At 67.7% G+C, this 14,020-nt stretch carries 14 protein-coding genes; 7 read left to right on the top strand and 7 right to left on the bottom strand.

Annotation, left to right across the window (positions count from 1 at the left end; translation table 11 throughout):
- Window positions 1-68 precede the first annotated feature (68 nt).
- On the top strand, window positions 69-866 hold the full coding sequence (locus AC07WC_RS14315; protein WP_495210587.1) for a TatD family hydrolase: 798 nt from the start codon (window positions 69-71) through the stop codon (window positions 864-866).
- An 85-nt stretch (window positions 867-951) separates the two neighbouring features.
- Here the strand turns inward: AC07WC_RS14315 and AC07WC_RS14310 are convergent, their stop codons facing one another.
- The 4 genes from AC07WC_RS14310 to AC07WC_RS14295 are packed head-to-tail and all read right to left on the bottom strand — an operon-like array spanning window position 952 to window position 4,548.
- Window positions 952-1,848 (bottom strand): Rossmann-fold NAD(P)-binding domain-containing protein, encoded by an 897-nt coding sequence (locus AC07WC_RS14310; protein ID WP_495210586.1) that lies wholly within the window; start codon window positions 1,846-1,848, stop codon window positions 952-954.
- A 5-nt stretch (window positions 1,849-1,853) separates the two neighbouring features.
- Window positions 1,854-2,792, bottom strand: coding sequence for a 2-dehydropantoate 2-reductase (gene panE / locus AC07WC_RS14305; protein WP_495210585.1), 939 nt, complete (start codon window positions 2,790-2,792; stop codon window positions 1,854-1,856).
- Window positions 2,792-3,592: an ABC transporter permease gene (locus AC07WC_RS14300; protein ID WP_019185458.1), complete on the bottom strand. Its 801-nt coding sequence runs from the start codon at window positions 3,590-3,592 to the stop codon at window positions 2,792-2,794. Before AC07WC_RS14300 ends, panE begins: the two co-directional genes overlap by 1 nt.
- Entirely contained in the window at window positions 3,589-4,548 is a 960-nt protein-coding gene (locus AC07WC_RS14295; RefSeq protein ID WP_495210584.1) for an ABC transporter ATP-binding protein, read from the bottom strand. The genes AC07WC_RS14300 and AC07WC_RS14295 overlap by 4 nt, the downstream gene beginning before the upstream one ends.
- 104 nt (window positions 4,549-4,652) lie before the next feature.
- Between AC07WC_RS14295 and AC07WC_RS14290 the strand changes: the two genes are divergently transcribed.
- From AC07WC_RS14290 to AC07WC_RS14270, 5 genes are all read left to right on the top strand, one after another.
- Window positions 4,653-5,402, top strand: a complete 750-nt coding sequence (locus AC07WC_RS14290; RefSeq protein ID WP_495210583.1) for a ferredoxin--NADP reductase — start codon at window positions 4,653-4,655, stop codon at window positions 5,400-5,402.
- Window positions 5,403-5,531: 129 nt separating this feature from the next.
- Window positions 5,532-6,701, top strand: coding sequence for a GGDEF domain-containing protein (locus AC07WC_RS14285; protein WP_495210582.1), 1,170 nt, complete (start codon window positions 5,532-5,534; stop codon window positions 6,699-6,701).
- Window positions 6,702-6,817: 116 nt separating this feature from the next.
- Window positions 6,818-8,335, top strand: coding sequence for an alpha/beta hydrolase (locus AC07WC_RS14280; RefSeq protein WP_495210581.1), 1,518 nt, complete (start codon window positions 6,818-6,820; stop codon window positions 8,333-8,335).
- A gap of 34 nt (window positions 8,336-8,369) precedes the next feature.
- Window positions 8,370-9,116, top strand: a complete 747-nt coding sequence (locus tag AC07WC_RS14275; RefSeq protein WP_495210580.1) for an ABC transporter ATP-binding protein — start codon at window positions 8,370-8,372, stop codon at window positions 9,114-9,116.
- Window positions 9,113-10,297, top strand: coding sequence for an ABC transporter permease (locus AC07WC_RS14270; protein WP_495210579.1), 1,185 nt, complete (start codon window positions 9,113-9,115; stop codon window positions 10,295-10,297). The genes AC07WC_RS14275 and AC07WC_RS14270 overlap by 4 nt, the downstream gene beginning before the upstream one ends.
- A gap of 134 nt (window positions 10,298-10,431) precedes the next feature.
- Here the strand turns inward: AC07WC_RS14270 and AC07WC_RS14265 are convergent, their stop codons facing one another.
- From AC07WC_RS14265 to AC07WC_RS14255, 3 genes are all read right to left on the bottom strand, one after another.
- Entirely contained in the window at window positions 10,432-11,127 is a 696-nt protein-coding gene (locus AC07WC_RS14265; RefSeq protein WP_495210578.1) for a transposase, read from the bottom strand.
- 203 nt (window positions 11,128-11,330) lie between these two features.
- Window positions 11,331-12,332 carry an energy transducer TonB gene (locus tag AC07WC_RS14260; RefSeq protein ID WP_495210577.1) on the bottom strand — a complete coding sequence of 334 codons (1,002 nt, stop codon included), beginning with the start codon at window positions 12,330-12,332 and terminating at the stop codon, window positions 11,331-11,333.
- A 186-nt stretch (window positions 12,333-12,518) separates the two neighbouring features.
- A complete protein-coding gene (locus tag AC07WC_RS14255; protein WP_495210576.1) occupies window positions 12,519-13,154 on the bottom strand; it encodes a TIGR00645 family protein in 636 nt (211 codons plus the stop codon).
- 106 nt (window positions 13,155-13,260) lie between these two features.
- On the opposite strand from AC07WC_RS14255, the gene AC07WC_RS14250 reads away from it, so the two are divergent.
- A complete protein-coding gene (locus AC07WC_RS14250; protein WP_495210575.1) occupies window positions 13,261-13,950 on the top strand; it encodes a glutathione S-transferase N-terminal domain-containing protein in 690 nt (229 codons plus the stop codon).
- Window positions 13,951-14,020: the final 70 nt, after the last annotated feature.

The raw sequence follows: 14,020 nt of genomic DNA, 5'->3' as shown, positions 1-14,020 counted from the left end.
GACGTGCTCGCCGGGGCATCGCGGGGCAGCACGGTAGAATGGGCGGGTTCATTCGTCCTGTAGCCCCCATGCAACTGATCGATATCGGCGCCAACCTCACCCACGATTCCTTTGATCGCGACCGCGACGCCGTGCTGACGCGTGCCCGCGAGGCCGGGGTGGCACAGATGATCATCACCGGCGCCAGCCGCGAGCATTCGCCGATGGCGCTGGCGCTGGCCCGCCAGCATCCCGGCGTCCTGTACGCCACCGCTGGCGTGCATCCGCACCATGCGGTGGAATACACCGACGAGTGCGACGCGGAGATGCGCGCGCTGCATGCGCACGCCGAGGTGGTGGCGGTGGGCGAGTGCGGGCTGGACTACTTCCGCGATTTCTCGCCGCGCCCGGCGCAGCACCGCGCCTTCGAGCGCCAGCTGCAGCTCGCCGCCGAGAACGGCAAGCCGCTGTTCCTGCACCAGCGCGATGCGCACGCCGATTTCATGGCGCAGATGAAGAACTTCGACGGCAAGCTGGGCCCGGCGGTGGTGCACTGCTTCACCGGCGAGCGCCAGGAGCTGTTCGATTACCTGGACCAGGACTGGTACATCGGCATCACCGGCTGGTTGTGCGATGAACGCCGTGGCGCCCACCTGCGCGAGCTGGTCAAGCACATCCCGGCCGACCGCCTGATGATCGAGACCGACGCACCTTACCTGCTGCCGCGCACGCTCAAGCCGATGCCGAAGGACCGCCGCAACGAGCCGATGTTCCTGTCGCACATCGTCGACGAGCTGGCGCGCGATCGCGGCGAAGCCGTGGAGGTTACTGCCGCCCATGCCACCGCCGCGACGCGCGCGTTCTTCCGGCTGCCTGACGTCGCCTGATCGGGTAGGTACCGACCGTTGGTCGGTACGCGTGTCGGACCACGCATGGGTACGGCGCCCACGACCAACGACCCACGGTCATGGGCTAGCGCAGGGCAGTGCGTCCGTCGCCGTGGGCCCACGCGTCGTCCAGGCCTTCGCGATAGGTCGTGAGCCGCGGCTGCCACTGCAGTGCCGCGCGCGTGCTGCGGCCATCGATGCGCTTGTTGCTGCTGTAGAAGCGGCGCAGTGGGGTGGCCACCTCGGGTGCATTCCAGGCCTGCGCGGCGGGCAGCGGCCACCCGCTCAGCGCCGCGGCATAGGCCAGCACGTCCTGTGGCGGCGCCGGTTCGTCATCGCTGAGCAGGTAGAGCGCAGCGCCCGCAGGCTGCCGCATCGCCGCCAGCACGCCGCTGGCCAGATCCTCCACATGCAGCCGGTTGAACACCAGCCCCGGTCGCACCACCTGCCTCGCCTTGCCCTGCGCCAGCTGGACCAGCACATTGCGCCCGCGCCCATACAGGCCCGGCAGCCGGAACGCCGCCGAGGCGATGCCACGCGCGCGCGCGAACGCCTGCCACTGCTGTTCTGCGCGCAGGCGCCTCAGGGCGGTCGCATCGGTTGCATCGGCGGCAGACATCTCGTTGACCCACCCGCCATCGCGGTCGGCGTAGACCGCGGTGGAGGAGAGATAGCCGACCCAGCGCAGCGCAGGGCTGTCGCTCAGCGCGTCGGTGAGCAGGCGCAGGGCCGGGTCACCGTCTGCATCCGGTGGCACGGAGCAGATGATGGCCTCGGCCGTGCGGATCGCCTCGCACAGGGGCGGGCTGATCGGTTCGCCTGCGACCAGGCGGTGGCGGACCAGTCCATCTTCCTGCGCACGCGCCGGATCACGCACGGTGCCGCTGCAGGCCACGCCGTGTGCCTGCAGCAGCGCCGCCAGATGCCGACCGCTGTAGCCCAGGCCCAGGACCACCACGCGGGCCGGCAGCGCGGTCGGCATGGCGCTCAGGCGCCGCGCAGCTGCTGGTAGGCCTGCAGGTGTGCGTAAGCCACGGCCAGCAGCGGTGCCGCCTGGTCGGCGGCACGTGCGCGTACCAGCATGTCGCCGACGATGTGCTCGGCCTCGACCTGCTGGCCGGCTTCCAGATCGCGCAGCATCGACGCCTTCAACGCCGAGCCGGCCTGGGTGGTCGCGGCCAGCGCGATCTCGCGCGCCTTGGCCGGGATCGGCTCGCCGGCCGCCTCGGCAACCGCCACGCACTCCGCGTACAGGCCCCGAACGATGGTCGCACCGTCATCGGTGGCCACGATCGTGCCGACATCGGCGCGCATCAGGCAGGTCGCCGCCGCCAGCGTGGTCAGGAAGGTGTACTTGATCCATTGCTCCTGGCCGATCGCCTCGGTGGCGACGTGGTCCACGTCGGCCTGCACGCAGGCCGCCGCCAGTGCCAGCACGCGCGCGCTGCTGCCGGTGCCGTCGCGCTCGCCGAAGGTCAGCTTCGCCGCCGGCGCCAGATGCACGACCGCGCCATCGGCGGCTTTGGTCGCGCTGATGAAGCACAGCCCGCCCAGTACCGCGTCGCGGCCGAAGCGCGCGTCGAGATCCGCGTAATGGCGCAGTCCGTTGAGGATCGGCAGCACCGTGGTGCGCGGGCCGACCGCCGGCGCGATCGCCTCGATCGAGCTGGCCAAGTCGTAGGCCTTGCAGCTCAGGATCACCAGATCGAAGGGTTCAGCGCGCGCGAGCGCAGGCAGCGCCTCGGCGGTGACGTGCTTGACCGGGAACGTCGCATCGCCCAACGGGCTGCGCAGCACCAGGCCCTCGCGCGCCAGCTGCGCCGCGCGCGCCGGGCGCACCAGGAAGGTCACGTCCACGCCGGCCTGGGCCAGGCGACCACCGAAGTAACCGCCGGTCCCGCCGGCGCCGAGGATCAGGATGCGCATCAGCTGCGCATCCCCACGCCACGCTTCAGCAGCCACAGGGCCAGCGCGGTCAGGGCGACCACGAAGCCGATCATCAGTGCGTAGGCCACCCACAGCGGCACGTCGCTGGTGCCCAGCAGGCCGTAGCGGAACGCGTTGACCATATAGAAGATCGGGTTGGCGTGGGTGGCCGCTTCGGCCCAGGTCGGCAGCAGCTTCACCGAATAGAACACGCCGCCCAGGTAGGTCAGCGGGGTCAGGATGAAGGTCGGCACGATCGCCACGTCATCGAACTTCTTGGCGTACACCGCGTTGATGAAGCCGGCCAGCGAGAAGATCGTTGCGCCCAGCAGCACCGTGGTCAGCGTCACCAGCGGGTGCGGGATGCGCACCGGGGTGAAGAACATGGCGATGATCAGCACGATCACGCCGACCATCAGGCCGCGCAGCACCGCACCGGAGACATAGCCCCACAGGATCACCCAGTTGGGCATCGGGCTGACCAGCAGCTCCTCCACGTGGCGGCCGAACTTGGCGCCGAAGAACGAGGAGCTGATGTTGCCGTAGCTGTTCTGGATCACGCTCATCATCACCAGGCCCGGCACGATGAACTGCATGTAGCTGTAGCCGCCCATCTCGCCTACGCGCGAGCCGATCAGGCCGCCGAAGATCAGGAAGTACAGGGTCATGGTGATCGCCGGCGGCACCAGGGTCTGGCCCCAGATGCGCAGGATGCGCGCCACTTCGCGGCGCACGATGGTCATCAGTGCGATGCGGTTGCGCTGGCCGTCGGTCAGGACCGGGGTCGGGGTGCTGCTCATGCCACGTTCTCCTGGTTGCCGGTGAGGCGCACGAACAGCTCCTCCAGGCGGTTGCTCTTGGTGCGCATCGAACGCACCCGGATACCGGCGGCGTTCAAGGCTTCAAACACCCGGTTGAGGTCCATCGCGCGCGGCATGTCCACGTCCAGCGTGTGGCTGTCGGTGGCGATCAGGACCGCGCCCTCGATCTCCGGCAGCTGGGCCGGCAAGCTGCCGTCGATGTCGAACAGGAAGCCCTCCACGTCCAGCTTGGCCAGCAGTTCGCGCATCGGGCCCTGGGTGACGATCTGGCCGTGGTTGATGATGGCCAGGTTCCGGCACAGGTGCTCGGCTTCTTCCAGGTAGTGCGTGGTGAGGATGATCGTGGTGCCGGCGGCATTGATCTCCTTGAGCACGCGCCACATGTCGCGGCGGATCTCGATGTCCACGCCGGCGGTCGGCTCATCCAGGATCAGCAGGCGCGGGCGGGTCATCATCGCGCGGGCGATCATCAGCCGGCGCTTCATGCCGCCGGACAGGGTGCGGCTCATCACCTGCGCCTTGTCCCACAGGTGGGCGCGCTTGAGTTCTTCTTCGGCCATCTGCTCGGCCTCGGCACGCGCCACGCCGTAGAAGCCGGCGTAGTTGACCAGGATGTCGAAGGGCTTTTCGAACAGGTTGAAGTTGATCTCCTGGGGGACCAGGCCGATCAGGCGCATGGTGGCGCTGCGGTTGCGTACCAGGTCGCTGCCGAAGACCTCGACCTGGCCCTCGCTGAGGTTCACCAGCGAGCTGATGATGCCGATCAGGGTCGACTTGCCGGCGCCGTTGGGGCCCAGCAGGGCGAAGAAGTCGCCCGGGGCCACGTCCAGCGAGACGCCCTTCAGCGCCTGGGTGCCGTTGTCGTAGGTTTTGCGGAGATCACGCACCCGCAGGGCGGGCACGGCGGTGGGCGCGGGAGTGTTCTGGGAAGCCAAGCTCTTGCCTTCGCGCCTATGGGCTGGCGCTGGATAGGGGCGGGGAGCGGCTATTATAGAAGACCCCGAGGGCTTGCCCCGGCTACACACTGTCCCGAAAAGTCGTGCCTGCTCAATTCCCCCTCAAACTGGTCGACCGGCGCATGCTGGCCCCGACCGTCGGCCATTACCAGTTCCTGCGTGATGACGGCCAGCCGCTGGATTTCCAGCCCGGTCAGTTCATCCAGGTCCATTTCGAGTACGCCGACGGCACTGCCACCAAGCGCAGCTATTCGCTGGCGACCATTCATGATCACGCCCTCGGCGCGGGCGATGCGGTCGATATCGCGGTCAGCTTCGTCCCCGGCGGCGCCGCCACGGCCCTGTTCGAGGGCCTGGACATCGGCGGCCACGTCAGTGCCAGTGGCCCGTTCGGCCGGTTCTGCCTGCAGGCGGGCGATCACAATGCCCGTTACCTGCTGATCGCCACCGGGACCGGAGTCACCCCGTATCGCTCGATGCTGCTGCTGCTGGCCACCGCCATGGCCGAGCGCGGCGTGGAGGTCGTCCTGCTGCAGGGCGCCCGCACGCCCGCCGAACTGCTCTACAGCGACGACTTCCGGGCCTTCGCCGAGGCCCACCCGGGCTTCCGCTATGTCCCCTGCCTGTCCCGCGAGCTGCCGGAGCACCCGCATCCGGATGTGCGCCACGGCTACGTGCAGCAGCATCTGGCCGAGTTCGCCCCGGACCCGGCCACCGACATCGCCTATCTGTGCGGCAACCCGGACATGGTCGATGCGACCTTCGAGGCGTTGAAGGACGCTGGCCTGGCTACCCCGCAGGTGCGGCGCGAGAAGTACGTCAGCAGCAAGTAACCCTGTTCCCCTGCGCGCCAGTGGGCGGTGCGGGGGCAGCCAGGCGCCGCTGTCCGCTCCCGGGCCGGCGGCGTTGCGCCGTGGCGGGCGGTAAGATGCGCCGCGCGCCGCTTCCGCCTGGCTGACACGATGCCCCTGGATTTCCCCACCATCGCCGTGCTCGGCTTCCTGCTGTGCCTGGGCATCGCCATGGGCTTCTCGCTGTTGCTGCTGGTGCTGCGCAGGCAGCCCGCGCTGCGGCTGTGGACGGCCAGCCTGTGGATGCTGTCGGTCAGCCTGACCCTGATCGCGCTGCGGCCCTATCTGCCGCAGGTGTCCGGCATCCTCGCCGGCAACGTGGCGGTCGCGTTGTCCGGCGTGCTGATGCTGTATGGCGTGGCGCGCCACCTTGGACGTCGGCTGCCGGCGTGGCAGCCCGTGGCGTGGATGGCCACCTATCTCGGGGCGATCGCCTTCTTCCTGGTCGTCCATCCCAGTCTGGTCATCCGGCTGCACGTGTTCAGCGTATTCGCGGTGCTGCTCAACGGCTGGATGACGTGGCTGCTGCTGCGCCATGCACCGCCGGCGCAGCGCACGAGTTGCCGGCTGGCCGCCGCGGTGTTCGCCGCGCAGACCCTGCTGTATCTGGTCCGCCTGTTCCTGCCGGTCGCCGCCGATGCAGGCGATGACATCCTGCGCGCCGGCGCACCGGTGTTTGCGACCTACCTGGTCGGGTTGATCCTGGAGCTGGCCCGGTGCTTCGCGCTGGTGCTGCTGCTGGTGGAGCGCATGCTGGTGGATCTGCAGCGGCTGGCGCGGACCGACGTGCTCACCGGCCTGCTCAACCGGGGGGCGGTGCTGGCCGACGGTGCCGGCCTGCTGCAGCTCAATCGCCGCCCGGCCCGGCCGTTGGCGCTGCTGCTGCTGGATGTGGATCACTTCAAGCAGATCAATGACCGCTGGGGCCACCTGGCCGGCGACGCCGTGCTGCGCCACGTGGCGGACGTGCTGGCCGGATGCGTCGCCGACCGTGAGCACCTGCTGGGCCGCTATGGCGGCGAGGAATTCGTCCTGCTGCTGCCGGGCGCGGACCAGGCCCAGGCACGACAGTGCGCCGATCGCCTGCGCCAGGCGCTGCGCGAGTCGCCGGCGCGGCTCGATGGCCTGCCGGTACCGGTGACGGCCAGCATCGGCCTGGCCATCGATCAGGGCACAGGCGACATGGCGCGCCTGCTGGGCGAGGCCGATGCGGCGCTCTACCGGGCCAAGGCCGAAGGCCGCGACCGCACCATCAGCGCGGTCGCCTTGACCGTCCCGTGAGGGGTGCGGCGCCTGGGCCGCCTTCCCCGCCACCCTGCCAGCCGTGTAAGTTGGGTCACATCGGCCACGCCCACGCGTCGTGGTGGCATGACCTTCAACAAGGGGAAGTACGGAAGATGTCTACACATCACCTGAGGCTGGCCGTCGCGCTGGTCGCTGCTCTGTGTGCCGGCTGTACGCCAGTGCCGGACGACGCATCGGGCGCTGCAGCCGCCCAACGCCTCTACGGCACGCTCGCGTTCCAGCCCTGCACCCTGACCAGCGCACAGGCCAGTGCGAATGTGGAGGCGCAGTGCGCCACCCTGCAGGTGCCGGAAAACCCGGCCGAACCCGGTGGCCGCAGGATCGGGTTGCACATCGCCTGGCTGGAGGCCGGCAATGATGGCGCCGGCAAGGCCGACCCGGTCGTCTTCCTCGCCGGTGGCCCGGGCCAGGCCGCCACCGAGGTCGCCGCACCGGTCAACCTGGCGCTGCGCGACGTGCGCAAGCAGCGCGACATCTTCCTGATCGACCAGCGTGGCACCGGCAAGTCCAACCCGCTCACCTGCCTGGATGCACAGGGCAAGGAACTGCCGCTGGACGAGAACGCCGCGCCGAGCGCGAGCTTGATCGAGGACTATGCCCGCCGGTGCGCACAGTCGCTGACCGGCCGCGCCGATACCCGCTTCTACACCACCACCGAAGCCATCGGCGATCTGGATACGGTGCGCAAGGCGTTGGGCGTGGACAGGGTCAACGTGATCGGTGGCTCCTACGGCACGCGCGTGGCGCAGCAGTATGCCGCGCACTATCCGCAACACACCCGCACGGTCGTGATCGATGGCGTGGTGCCGAACGACCTGGTGGTCGGTGGCGACTTCGCCAACACCTTCGAAGATGCGATCACCCTGCAGTCGGCACAGTGCCGCCAGGATCCGATCTGCGCCAAGCGCTTCCCGGTCGATACCCGCACCCAGCTGCGCAACGTCATGGCGACGCTGGCGAAGGCGCCGGTCGAGGTCGACTATCGCAACCCAGGCACCGGCCAGGCCGAGCGCGATGTAGTGACCGCCGATTCGGTGACCGGACTGGCCTTCATGTTCTCCTACATGCCGGAGCTGTCCTCGCTGCTGCCGGTGATGCTCGATGAAGCTGCGCAGGGGCGCTATGCGCCGCTGATGTCGTTGAGCAAGATGGCCAGCCGCACGCTGGGCGTACAGATGAACCGTGGCATGCAGTGGTCGGTGCTGTGCGCGGAGGACGCCGACCGCTATCAGGAAGGCGCGCAGGGCGACCGCGTGCTGGGCCCGGAAGTGGCGCGCATGTTCTTCGCGGCGTGCCCGGCCTGGAACGCCGGTTCGCGCCCGAAGGATTTCACCAAGCCGTTCGCCTCGTCGCTGCCGGTGCTGCTGCTGTCGGGCCAGTTCGACCCGGTCACGCCGCCGCGTTATGCCGAGCAGGTGCTCAAGCAGCTGCCGAATGGACGTCACCTGCTCGCCAAGGGCCAGGGCCACGGCACGATCAACGCTGGCTGCATGCCGCGCATCCTCGGTCAGTTCATCGACACTGCGGATGCGAAGTCGCTCGACGCCACCTGCCTGGACAGCCTCAGCCCGGTGCCGGCATTCACCTCATTCAACGGATGGGCGCCATGAACCGTTCCTCGTACCGCACCGGGGAGGTGCGCGCATGATCGTCGCCGAGAATCTGCACAAAGCATTCAAGACCAAGACCGGCCTGATCCATGCCGTCCAGAACGTCGGCTTCCAGGCCGAGAACGGCCGCATCACCGGCCTGCTCGGCCCCAACGGCGCCGGCAAGACCACCACCATGCGCATGCTGTACACGCTGATGAAGCCTGATCAGGGCCGCGTACTGGTGGATGGCATCGATGCGTCGGTGGACCCGATCGCGGTGCGCCGCCAGTTGGCGGTGCTGCCCGATGCACGTGGTGTCTACAAGCGCCTGACCGCGCGCGAGAACATCGCCTACTTCGGGCAGCTGCACGGCCTGAGTGCAGCGCGGATCCGCGAGCGCACCAAGGTGCTGTCCGCGGCGCTGGAGATGGAGGACATCCTCGACCGCCAGACCGAAGGCTTCTCGCAGGGCCAGCGCACCAAGACCGCGATCGCCCGCGCGCTGGTGCATGACCCGCGCAACGTGATCCTGGATGAGCCCACCAACGGGCTGGACGTGATGACTACGCGCGCGCTGCGTGGCTTCCTGCGCGGGCTGCGCGACGAGGGCCGCTGCGTGATCTTCTCCAGCCACATCATGCAGGAGGTGGCCGCGCTGTGTGACCACGTGGTGATCATCGCGCAGGGCACGGTGATGGCTGCCGGCAGCGCCGACGAGCTGCGCGCACAGACCGGGGAAAGCAACCTGGAAGATGCCTTCGTGAAGGCGATCGGTACCGAAGAAGGATTGCACGCATGAGTTCGTTCGCAACGTTGTGGATCGTGATGTGCAAAGAGCTGCGCGATCTCTCGCGGGACCGCCGTACGCTCGCGCTGACCCTGCTGCTGGGGCCGCTGCTGTATCCCGTGCTGATTCTCGGCATGAGCAAGCTGGCCGAAAGCCGGGTCAAGACGCAGATCGAGCAGCCGCTGGACATCCCGATGATCGGCGGTGAGCATGCGCCCAACCTGGTGCGTTTCCTGGCCGCGCAGGGTCTGAATGCGACGAAGGCACCGGCGGACCTCACCGAGGCGATCCGCAGCCAGCGCATCGATGTCGCGCTGCGGATCAGCCCGTCATTTGGGACGGACTGGGCCGAGGGCCGACCGGCGCTGGTGGAGATCATCAAGGACAGCACCCGGCGTGCCGCTGATATTCCCAGCAGCCGGCTGGAAGCCGCACTGGGGGGCTACAGCCAGCAGGTGGGTGCACTCCGGTTGCTTGCCCGTGGCATCGATGCGCAGGTGGCCCGACCGCTGGATGTCGCGGCGCAGGATCTGGCGACCGCCGAAGCCAAGCGCGGCATGATGCTGTCGGTGCTGTTGCCGATCCTGCTCACCATCACTTCGTTCCTGGGCGGTGCCTACCTGGTGATGGACACTACCGCCGGTGAGCGTGAGCGGCAGTCGCTGGAACCGCTGTTGGCCACGCCGGCAGCGCGCAGTGCGATCGTCAGCGGCAAGATCGCCGCCGCCTGTGCGGTCGGCATGGCATCGCTGCTGCTGACGCTGCTGGCTTTCAAGATCAGTGCGCAGCTGTCCTCCGGCGGCGTAGGCCGGCAGCTCAACATGGGCTTCGTGTCGATGGTGCAGATGCTGCTGATCATGGTGCCGATGCTGTTCATCGGTACCTCGCTGCTGACCTTCCTGTCGGCCGCGGCCAAGAGCATGAAGGAGGCCCAGAGCCATATGACCTGGCTGATGCTGCTGCCGATGCTGCCGGGCTATGCGCTGATGGTGTATCCGATCAAAAGCGAGCTGTGGCAGTTCGCCGTGCCGTTCCTGGCACAGAACCAAATGCTGCTCAAGATCATCCGCCACGAAACGATCAGCCCGCAGATGTGGGCGGTCTACCTTGGCGCTGGCTTCGGCCTTGCCGCGCTGTTCTGGTACGCGGCAGTGCGTCGCTACCACCAGGAGCGGTTGGCGATCTCCGGTTGATGCACCAGGGGCTCCGCAAGGAGCCCTTTTCAATAACGGGGACGGAGGTAGTTAATAACAGGGACGGAGGTGGTTAACCGAGGTGGTTAACCGGGATGTCGTCCGTTGGTTCCGGGACGCCGACGGACAGCCTGCTAGGCGCCGCTGACCTTGATCGGCCGTCCCGCAGGCCTGTAGGCCACGGACCTGTGCAATGCCTGCTGCACCATGTCCTGGAAGCGCTGGCTACCCAGCGCGCGCTCCTGCGCGACGTAGGCCACGATCCGCGCTCTTTCCTGTGGTTGGATGCTGGCCCGAAGCCATTGGCCGTAGGCGTCCGCACGGGCTTTCGGCGTAGGGCCGAGTATGGTGTAGCAGGGGTGTGGCGTCAGCATGGGGTTGTGCTCAAGCCCCAGATACACCCGAGCACTGGACCATCGATAGTCCTCGGCGAAGGCCACCATCGCGGCCCGTACCGGATTGAGCTCTATGTAACGATGGACCATCAACAGATAGCTGTCGGAATCCACCAGACACGACTTGAAACGGCCTTCCAGCAGTGTTCCGCTGCGCCCATACCGTTTGTTGAAGTACTGCACATAGTTCTGCCCGCACTGCCGCATGGCGGGGGCCAGCCCCTCCGCTGCCGAGGGTGTCATCAGAAGATGGACGTGATTGCCCATCAATACGAACGCGTGGAGGGCGATCCCCTGCTTGCGGCAGGCATTGCGCAACAGCCGCAGGTAGTGACGCCGGTCTTCATCATCGATGAACAACGCAGCGCGATTGACGCCACGTTGCATGACATGAAGCGGGATGCCGGGGAGAACCAGGCGAGCGGAACGGGGCATGGACGGCAACGTTGATGGCGATTGATCACCTTGCAGAGCCAGGGCGGGAAAAGCGCTAGGCCTGCGGCGCGCCCAGTTGTCAGACAAACGCGCTTAACTACCTCCGTCCCTGTTATTAACTACCCCCGTCCCCGTTAACGTCCCCGTTAAAGAAAAAGGCCCGGATCGCTCCGGGCCTTTCAATATTCCACCTTACGTCGCGATCAACCGCCTTCCGGTGCGAAGGCAAGCGTGCGGCGCGTGGTGACCGGGGCGCCGACCGGTTCGAACTTCCAGCGCTTGACCGCATTGAGCGCTTCGCGGTCGAACACGCGGGCCGGGGTGGCGCGCAGCACGCGGGCCGCGGTTACCGAACCGTCGGTGCCGACCGTCAGTTCGACCAGCACCTCGCCCGAGGTGCCCGAGCGCAGGGCATCGGCCGGGTAGCGCGGCGCCGGGGTGCTGACCGGGCGCAGGCTCGGTGCAACGGCTGCCTGGCGGGTGGCCGCGGCCTGCTGGGCGGCGGCCTGCTGCTGGCGCTGCTCGGCCTCGCGGCGCGCGGTGGCCTGGCGCTCGGCATCCTGGCGGTCGGTGTCGCGGCGCGCGGCTTCCTGCTGGGCGGCGATCTGTCGGGCGGCCTCGGCTTCGGCCGTCTGCTGCTGGGCCAGGCGCTGCTGTTCGACCAGCTGCTTGGCGCGCGTTTCGGCGTCTTTCTTGACCTTGTCGGTCTCTTCCTGGGTGCGCTTGAGCGCGGTCTGCATACTGCCGCTGATGCCCTGCTTCAGGCGCGGCAATGCCGGCGCGGTCGGGTCGACCTTTTCGATCAGGGCGACCAGCCGCTGGGTTTCGGCAAAATCCTCGCGGCCCAGGTTCTGCTCTGCGGCGATCAGGGTGTAGGGGAGCAGATCCGTCAGCGCACTTTTGACCGAGGCGTCATCCGGGGTCTTGTCGCGCAGCGCCAGGTAGTACTCGATGGCGTTGTCGCCGGCCGGGGCGTACATCCGGTTCTCGCGCAGTGCCTTGCTGGCCAGCTCGCGCAGTTCCTCGGTGCCCATCGACTGGACCTTGGCCGACACCGCCGGTGCGGCCGGTGCGGCAGTGGGGGCCGCCGGTGCCGCAGGCGCGGCGGGTGCGGTTTCGTCCTTGCCCGAGCAGGCGGACAGGGCCACCAGCAGGATCATCGGCGCGAACAGCCGCGCCGGGCCATGAGTCTTGACGTGCGACATCCAACTCCCCTTTGAAGACGACGATACGTAGGACCTGATGCGGTCAGGCCGACCGAAGGCCATGGACGTTTCCCGACGGCCATGGCGGACCCGCAGATGTGCAATCTAGCATCACCCGCCCGGCCCGGGGGCCAGGCGCTCAGGGCAGGGGGCATCCTCACCGATGCCGCTGCTGCCGGGCAAGCCTCAGTGCGACAGGGCCTTGCTCGGCGTGCCGTTCATCAGCTTGTCGGTGTAGGCGATGCCGATCGCCGAGAGGATGAAGGCGCAGTGGATGATGGTCTGCCACATCACACCGGTGGAGGTCAGCGGAGCGCACTTGAAGGCTGCCGCTGCGCTGGGACCGATGCTGCTGATGGCCGTCTGCACCGCCAGGATGTAGTCCGGGCTGGCGCACGACGGCAGGCCGTCCAGGGTGCCGGCGGCGATGAAGGTCTTGAGCAGGTGGATCGAGGAAATGCCGATGATCGACAACGCCAGTTTCACCTTCAGCACGCTCGCGTTGACGTGGCTCAGCCACTCCGGCTGGTCGGGATGGTTCTCCAGGCGCAGGCGCGACACGAAGGTCTCGTAGCCGCCCACGATCACCATCACCAGCAGGTTGGAGATCATCACCACGTCGATCAGGCCCAGCACCAGCAGCATGATCTCCTGTTCGCCCATGGCGTTGGCCTTGTGCAGCAGGTGCCACAACTCCTTGCCGAACAGGAACACATAGACGCATTGCGCCAGGATCAGGCCCAGGTACAGCGGCAGCTGCAGCCAGCGCGAGGCGAAGATCAGGGAGGACAGGGGGCTGATGGGAGTCTGGGTCGAGCTCATGCTGGAATGCTGCGTTGCGGGGACGGCGCAGCGTAACGGTCCGGCTTGACCCTGCCAAGCCGAGTGACGGACTAGACTCGGGATTCCCAATCCGCGAGCTGTCGCCATGATCGACCTGTACTACTGGCCCACCCCGAATGGCCACAAAGTCACGCTGATGCTGGAGGAGACCGGCCTGCCGTACCGGATCCAGCCGGTGAACATCGGCGCCGGGGACCAGTTCAAGCCCGAGTTCCTCGCGATCTCGCCCAACAACAAGATGCCGGCCCTGGTCGACCACCAGCCCACCGATGGCGGCGCCCCGCAGAGCGTGTTCGAGTCCGGCGCGATCCTGCTGTATCTGACCGAGAAGAGCGGTCGCTTCCTGCCGGCCGACAGCCGCGGCCGGGTGGCGGTGCTGGAATGGCTGTTCTGGCAGATGGCCGGCCTGGGCCCGATGAGCGGCCAGATGGGGCATTTCAATGTCTACGCGCCCGAAAAGATTCCCTATGCGATCGAGCGCTACAACAACGAAGTTCGCCGCCTGCACGGGGTGATGGACAAACGCCTGGCGCAGACCGCCTACCTCGGCGGCGAGGCGTACAGCATCGCCGACATGGCCAGCTACCCCTGGATCGGGGCCTACGACAAGCTCCCGGTGGATTTCAGCGCCTTCCCGAACCTCAAGCGCTGGCATGACGCGATCGCGGCCCGTCCGGCCACCCAGCGCGCCTACGCGCTGCGCGAACAGGTCAATCCGCAGGCCGGCAAGCCGCTCAGCGAAGAGGAGCGCAAACACCTGTTCGGCCAGCGCTGAAACGGGGGCCGCCTGCCCGGTAGTGCCGGTCGCTGGCCGGATCCCCGCAGCGGTTGGCGCGGCCGGACGT

The organism is Stenotrophomonas sp. GW821-FHT01H02A (assembly GCF_059422145.1).
Note: the sequence above shows the minus strand (reverse complement) of the source record. Positions and strands in the feature narration are given on the sequence as shown.

What these genes read in the sequence shown, in the direction of transcription:
- AC07WC_RS14315 (WP_495210587.1), top strand. Translation starts at nt 69, where the DNA reads ATGCAACTGATCGATATCGGCGCCAACCTCACCCACGATTCCTTTGAT.
- AC07WC_RS14310 (WP_495210586.1), bottom strand. Translation starts at nt 1,848, where the DNA reads ATGCCGACCGCGCTGCCGGCCCGCGTGGTGGTCCTGGGCCTGGGCTAC.
- panE (WP_495210585.1), bottom strand. Translation starts at nt 2,792, where the DNA reads ATGCGCATCCTGATCCTCGGCGCCGGCGGGACCGGCGGTTACTTCGGT.
- AC07WC_RS14300 (WP_019185458.1), bottom strand. Translation starts at nt 3,592, where the DNA reads ATGAGCAGCACCCCGACCCCGGTCCTGACCGACGGCCAGCGCAACCGC.
- AC07WC_RS14285 (WP_495210582.1), top strand. Translation starts at nt 5,532, where the DNA reads ATGCCCCTGGATTTCCCCACCATCGCCGTGCTCGGCTTCCTGCTGTGC.
- AC07WC_RS14280 (WP_495210581.1), top strand. Translation starts at nt 6,818, where the DNA reads ATGTCTACACATCACCTGAGGCTGGCCGTCGCGCTGGTCGCTGCTCTG.
- AC07WC_RS14275 (WP_495210580.1), top strand. Translation starts at nt 8,370, where the DNA reads ATGATCGTCGCCGAGAATCTGCACAAAGCATTCAAGACCAAGACCGGC.
- AC07WC_RS14270 (WP_495210579.1), top strand. Translation starts at nt 9,113, where the DNA reads ATGAGTTCGTTCGCAACGTTGTGGATCGTGATGTGCAAAGAGCTGCGC.
- AC07WC_RS14265 (WP_495210578.1), bottom strand. Translation starts at nt 11,127, where the DNA reads ATGCCCCGTTCCGCTCGCCTGGTTCTCCCCGGCATCCCGCTTCATGTC.
- AC07WC_RS14260 (WP_495210577.1), bottom strand. Translation starts at nt 12,332, where the DNA reads ATGTCGCACGTCAAGACTCATGGCCCGGCGCGGCTGTTCGCGCCGATG.
- AC07WC_RS14255 (WP_495210576.1), bottom strand. Translation starts at nt 13,154, where the DNA reads ATGAGCTCGACCCAGACTCCCATCAGCCCCCTGTCCTCCCTGATCTTC.
- AC07WC_RS14250 (WP_495210575.1), top strand. Translation starts at nt 13,261, where the DNA reads ATGATCGACCTGTACTACTGGCCCACCCCGAATGGCCACAAAGTCACG.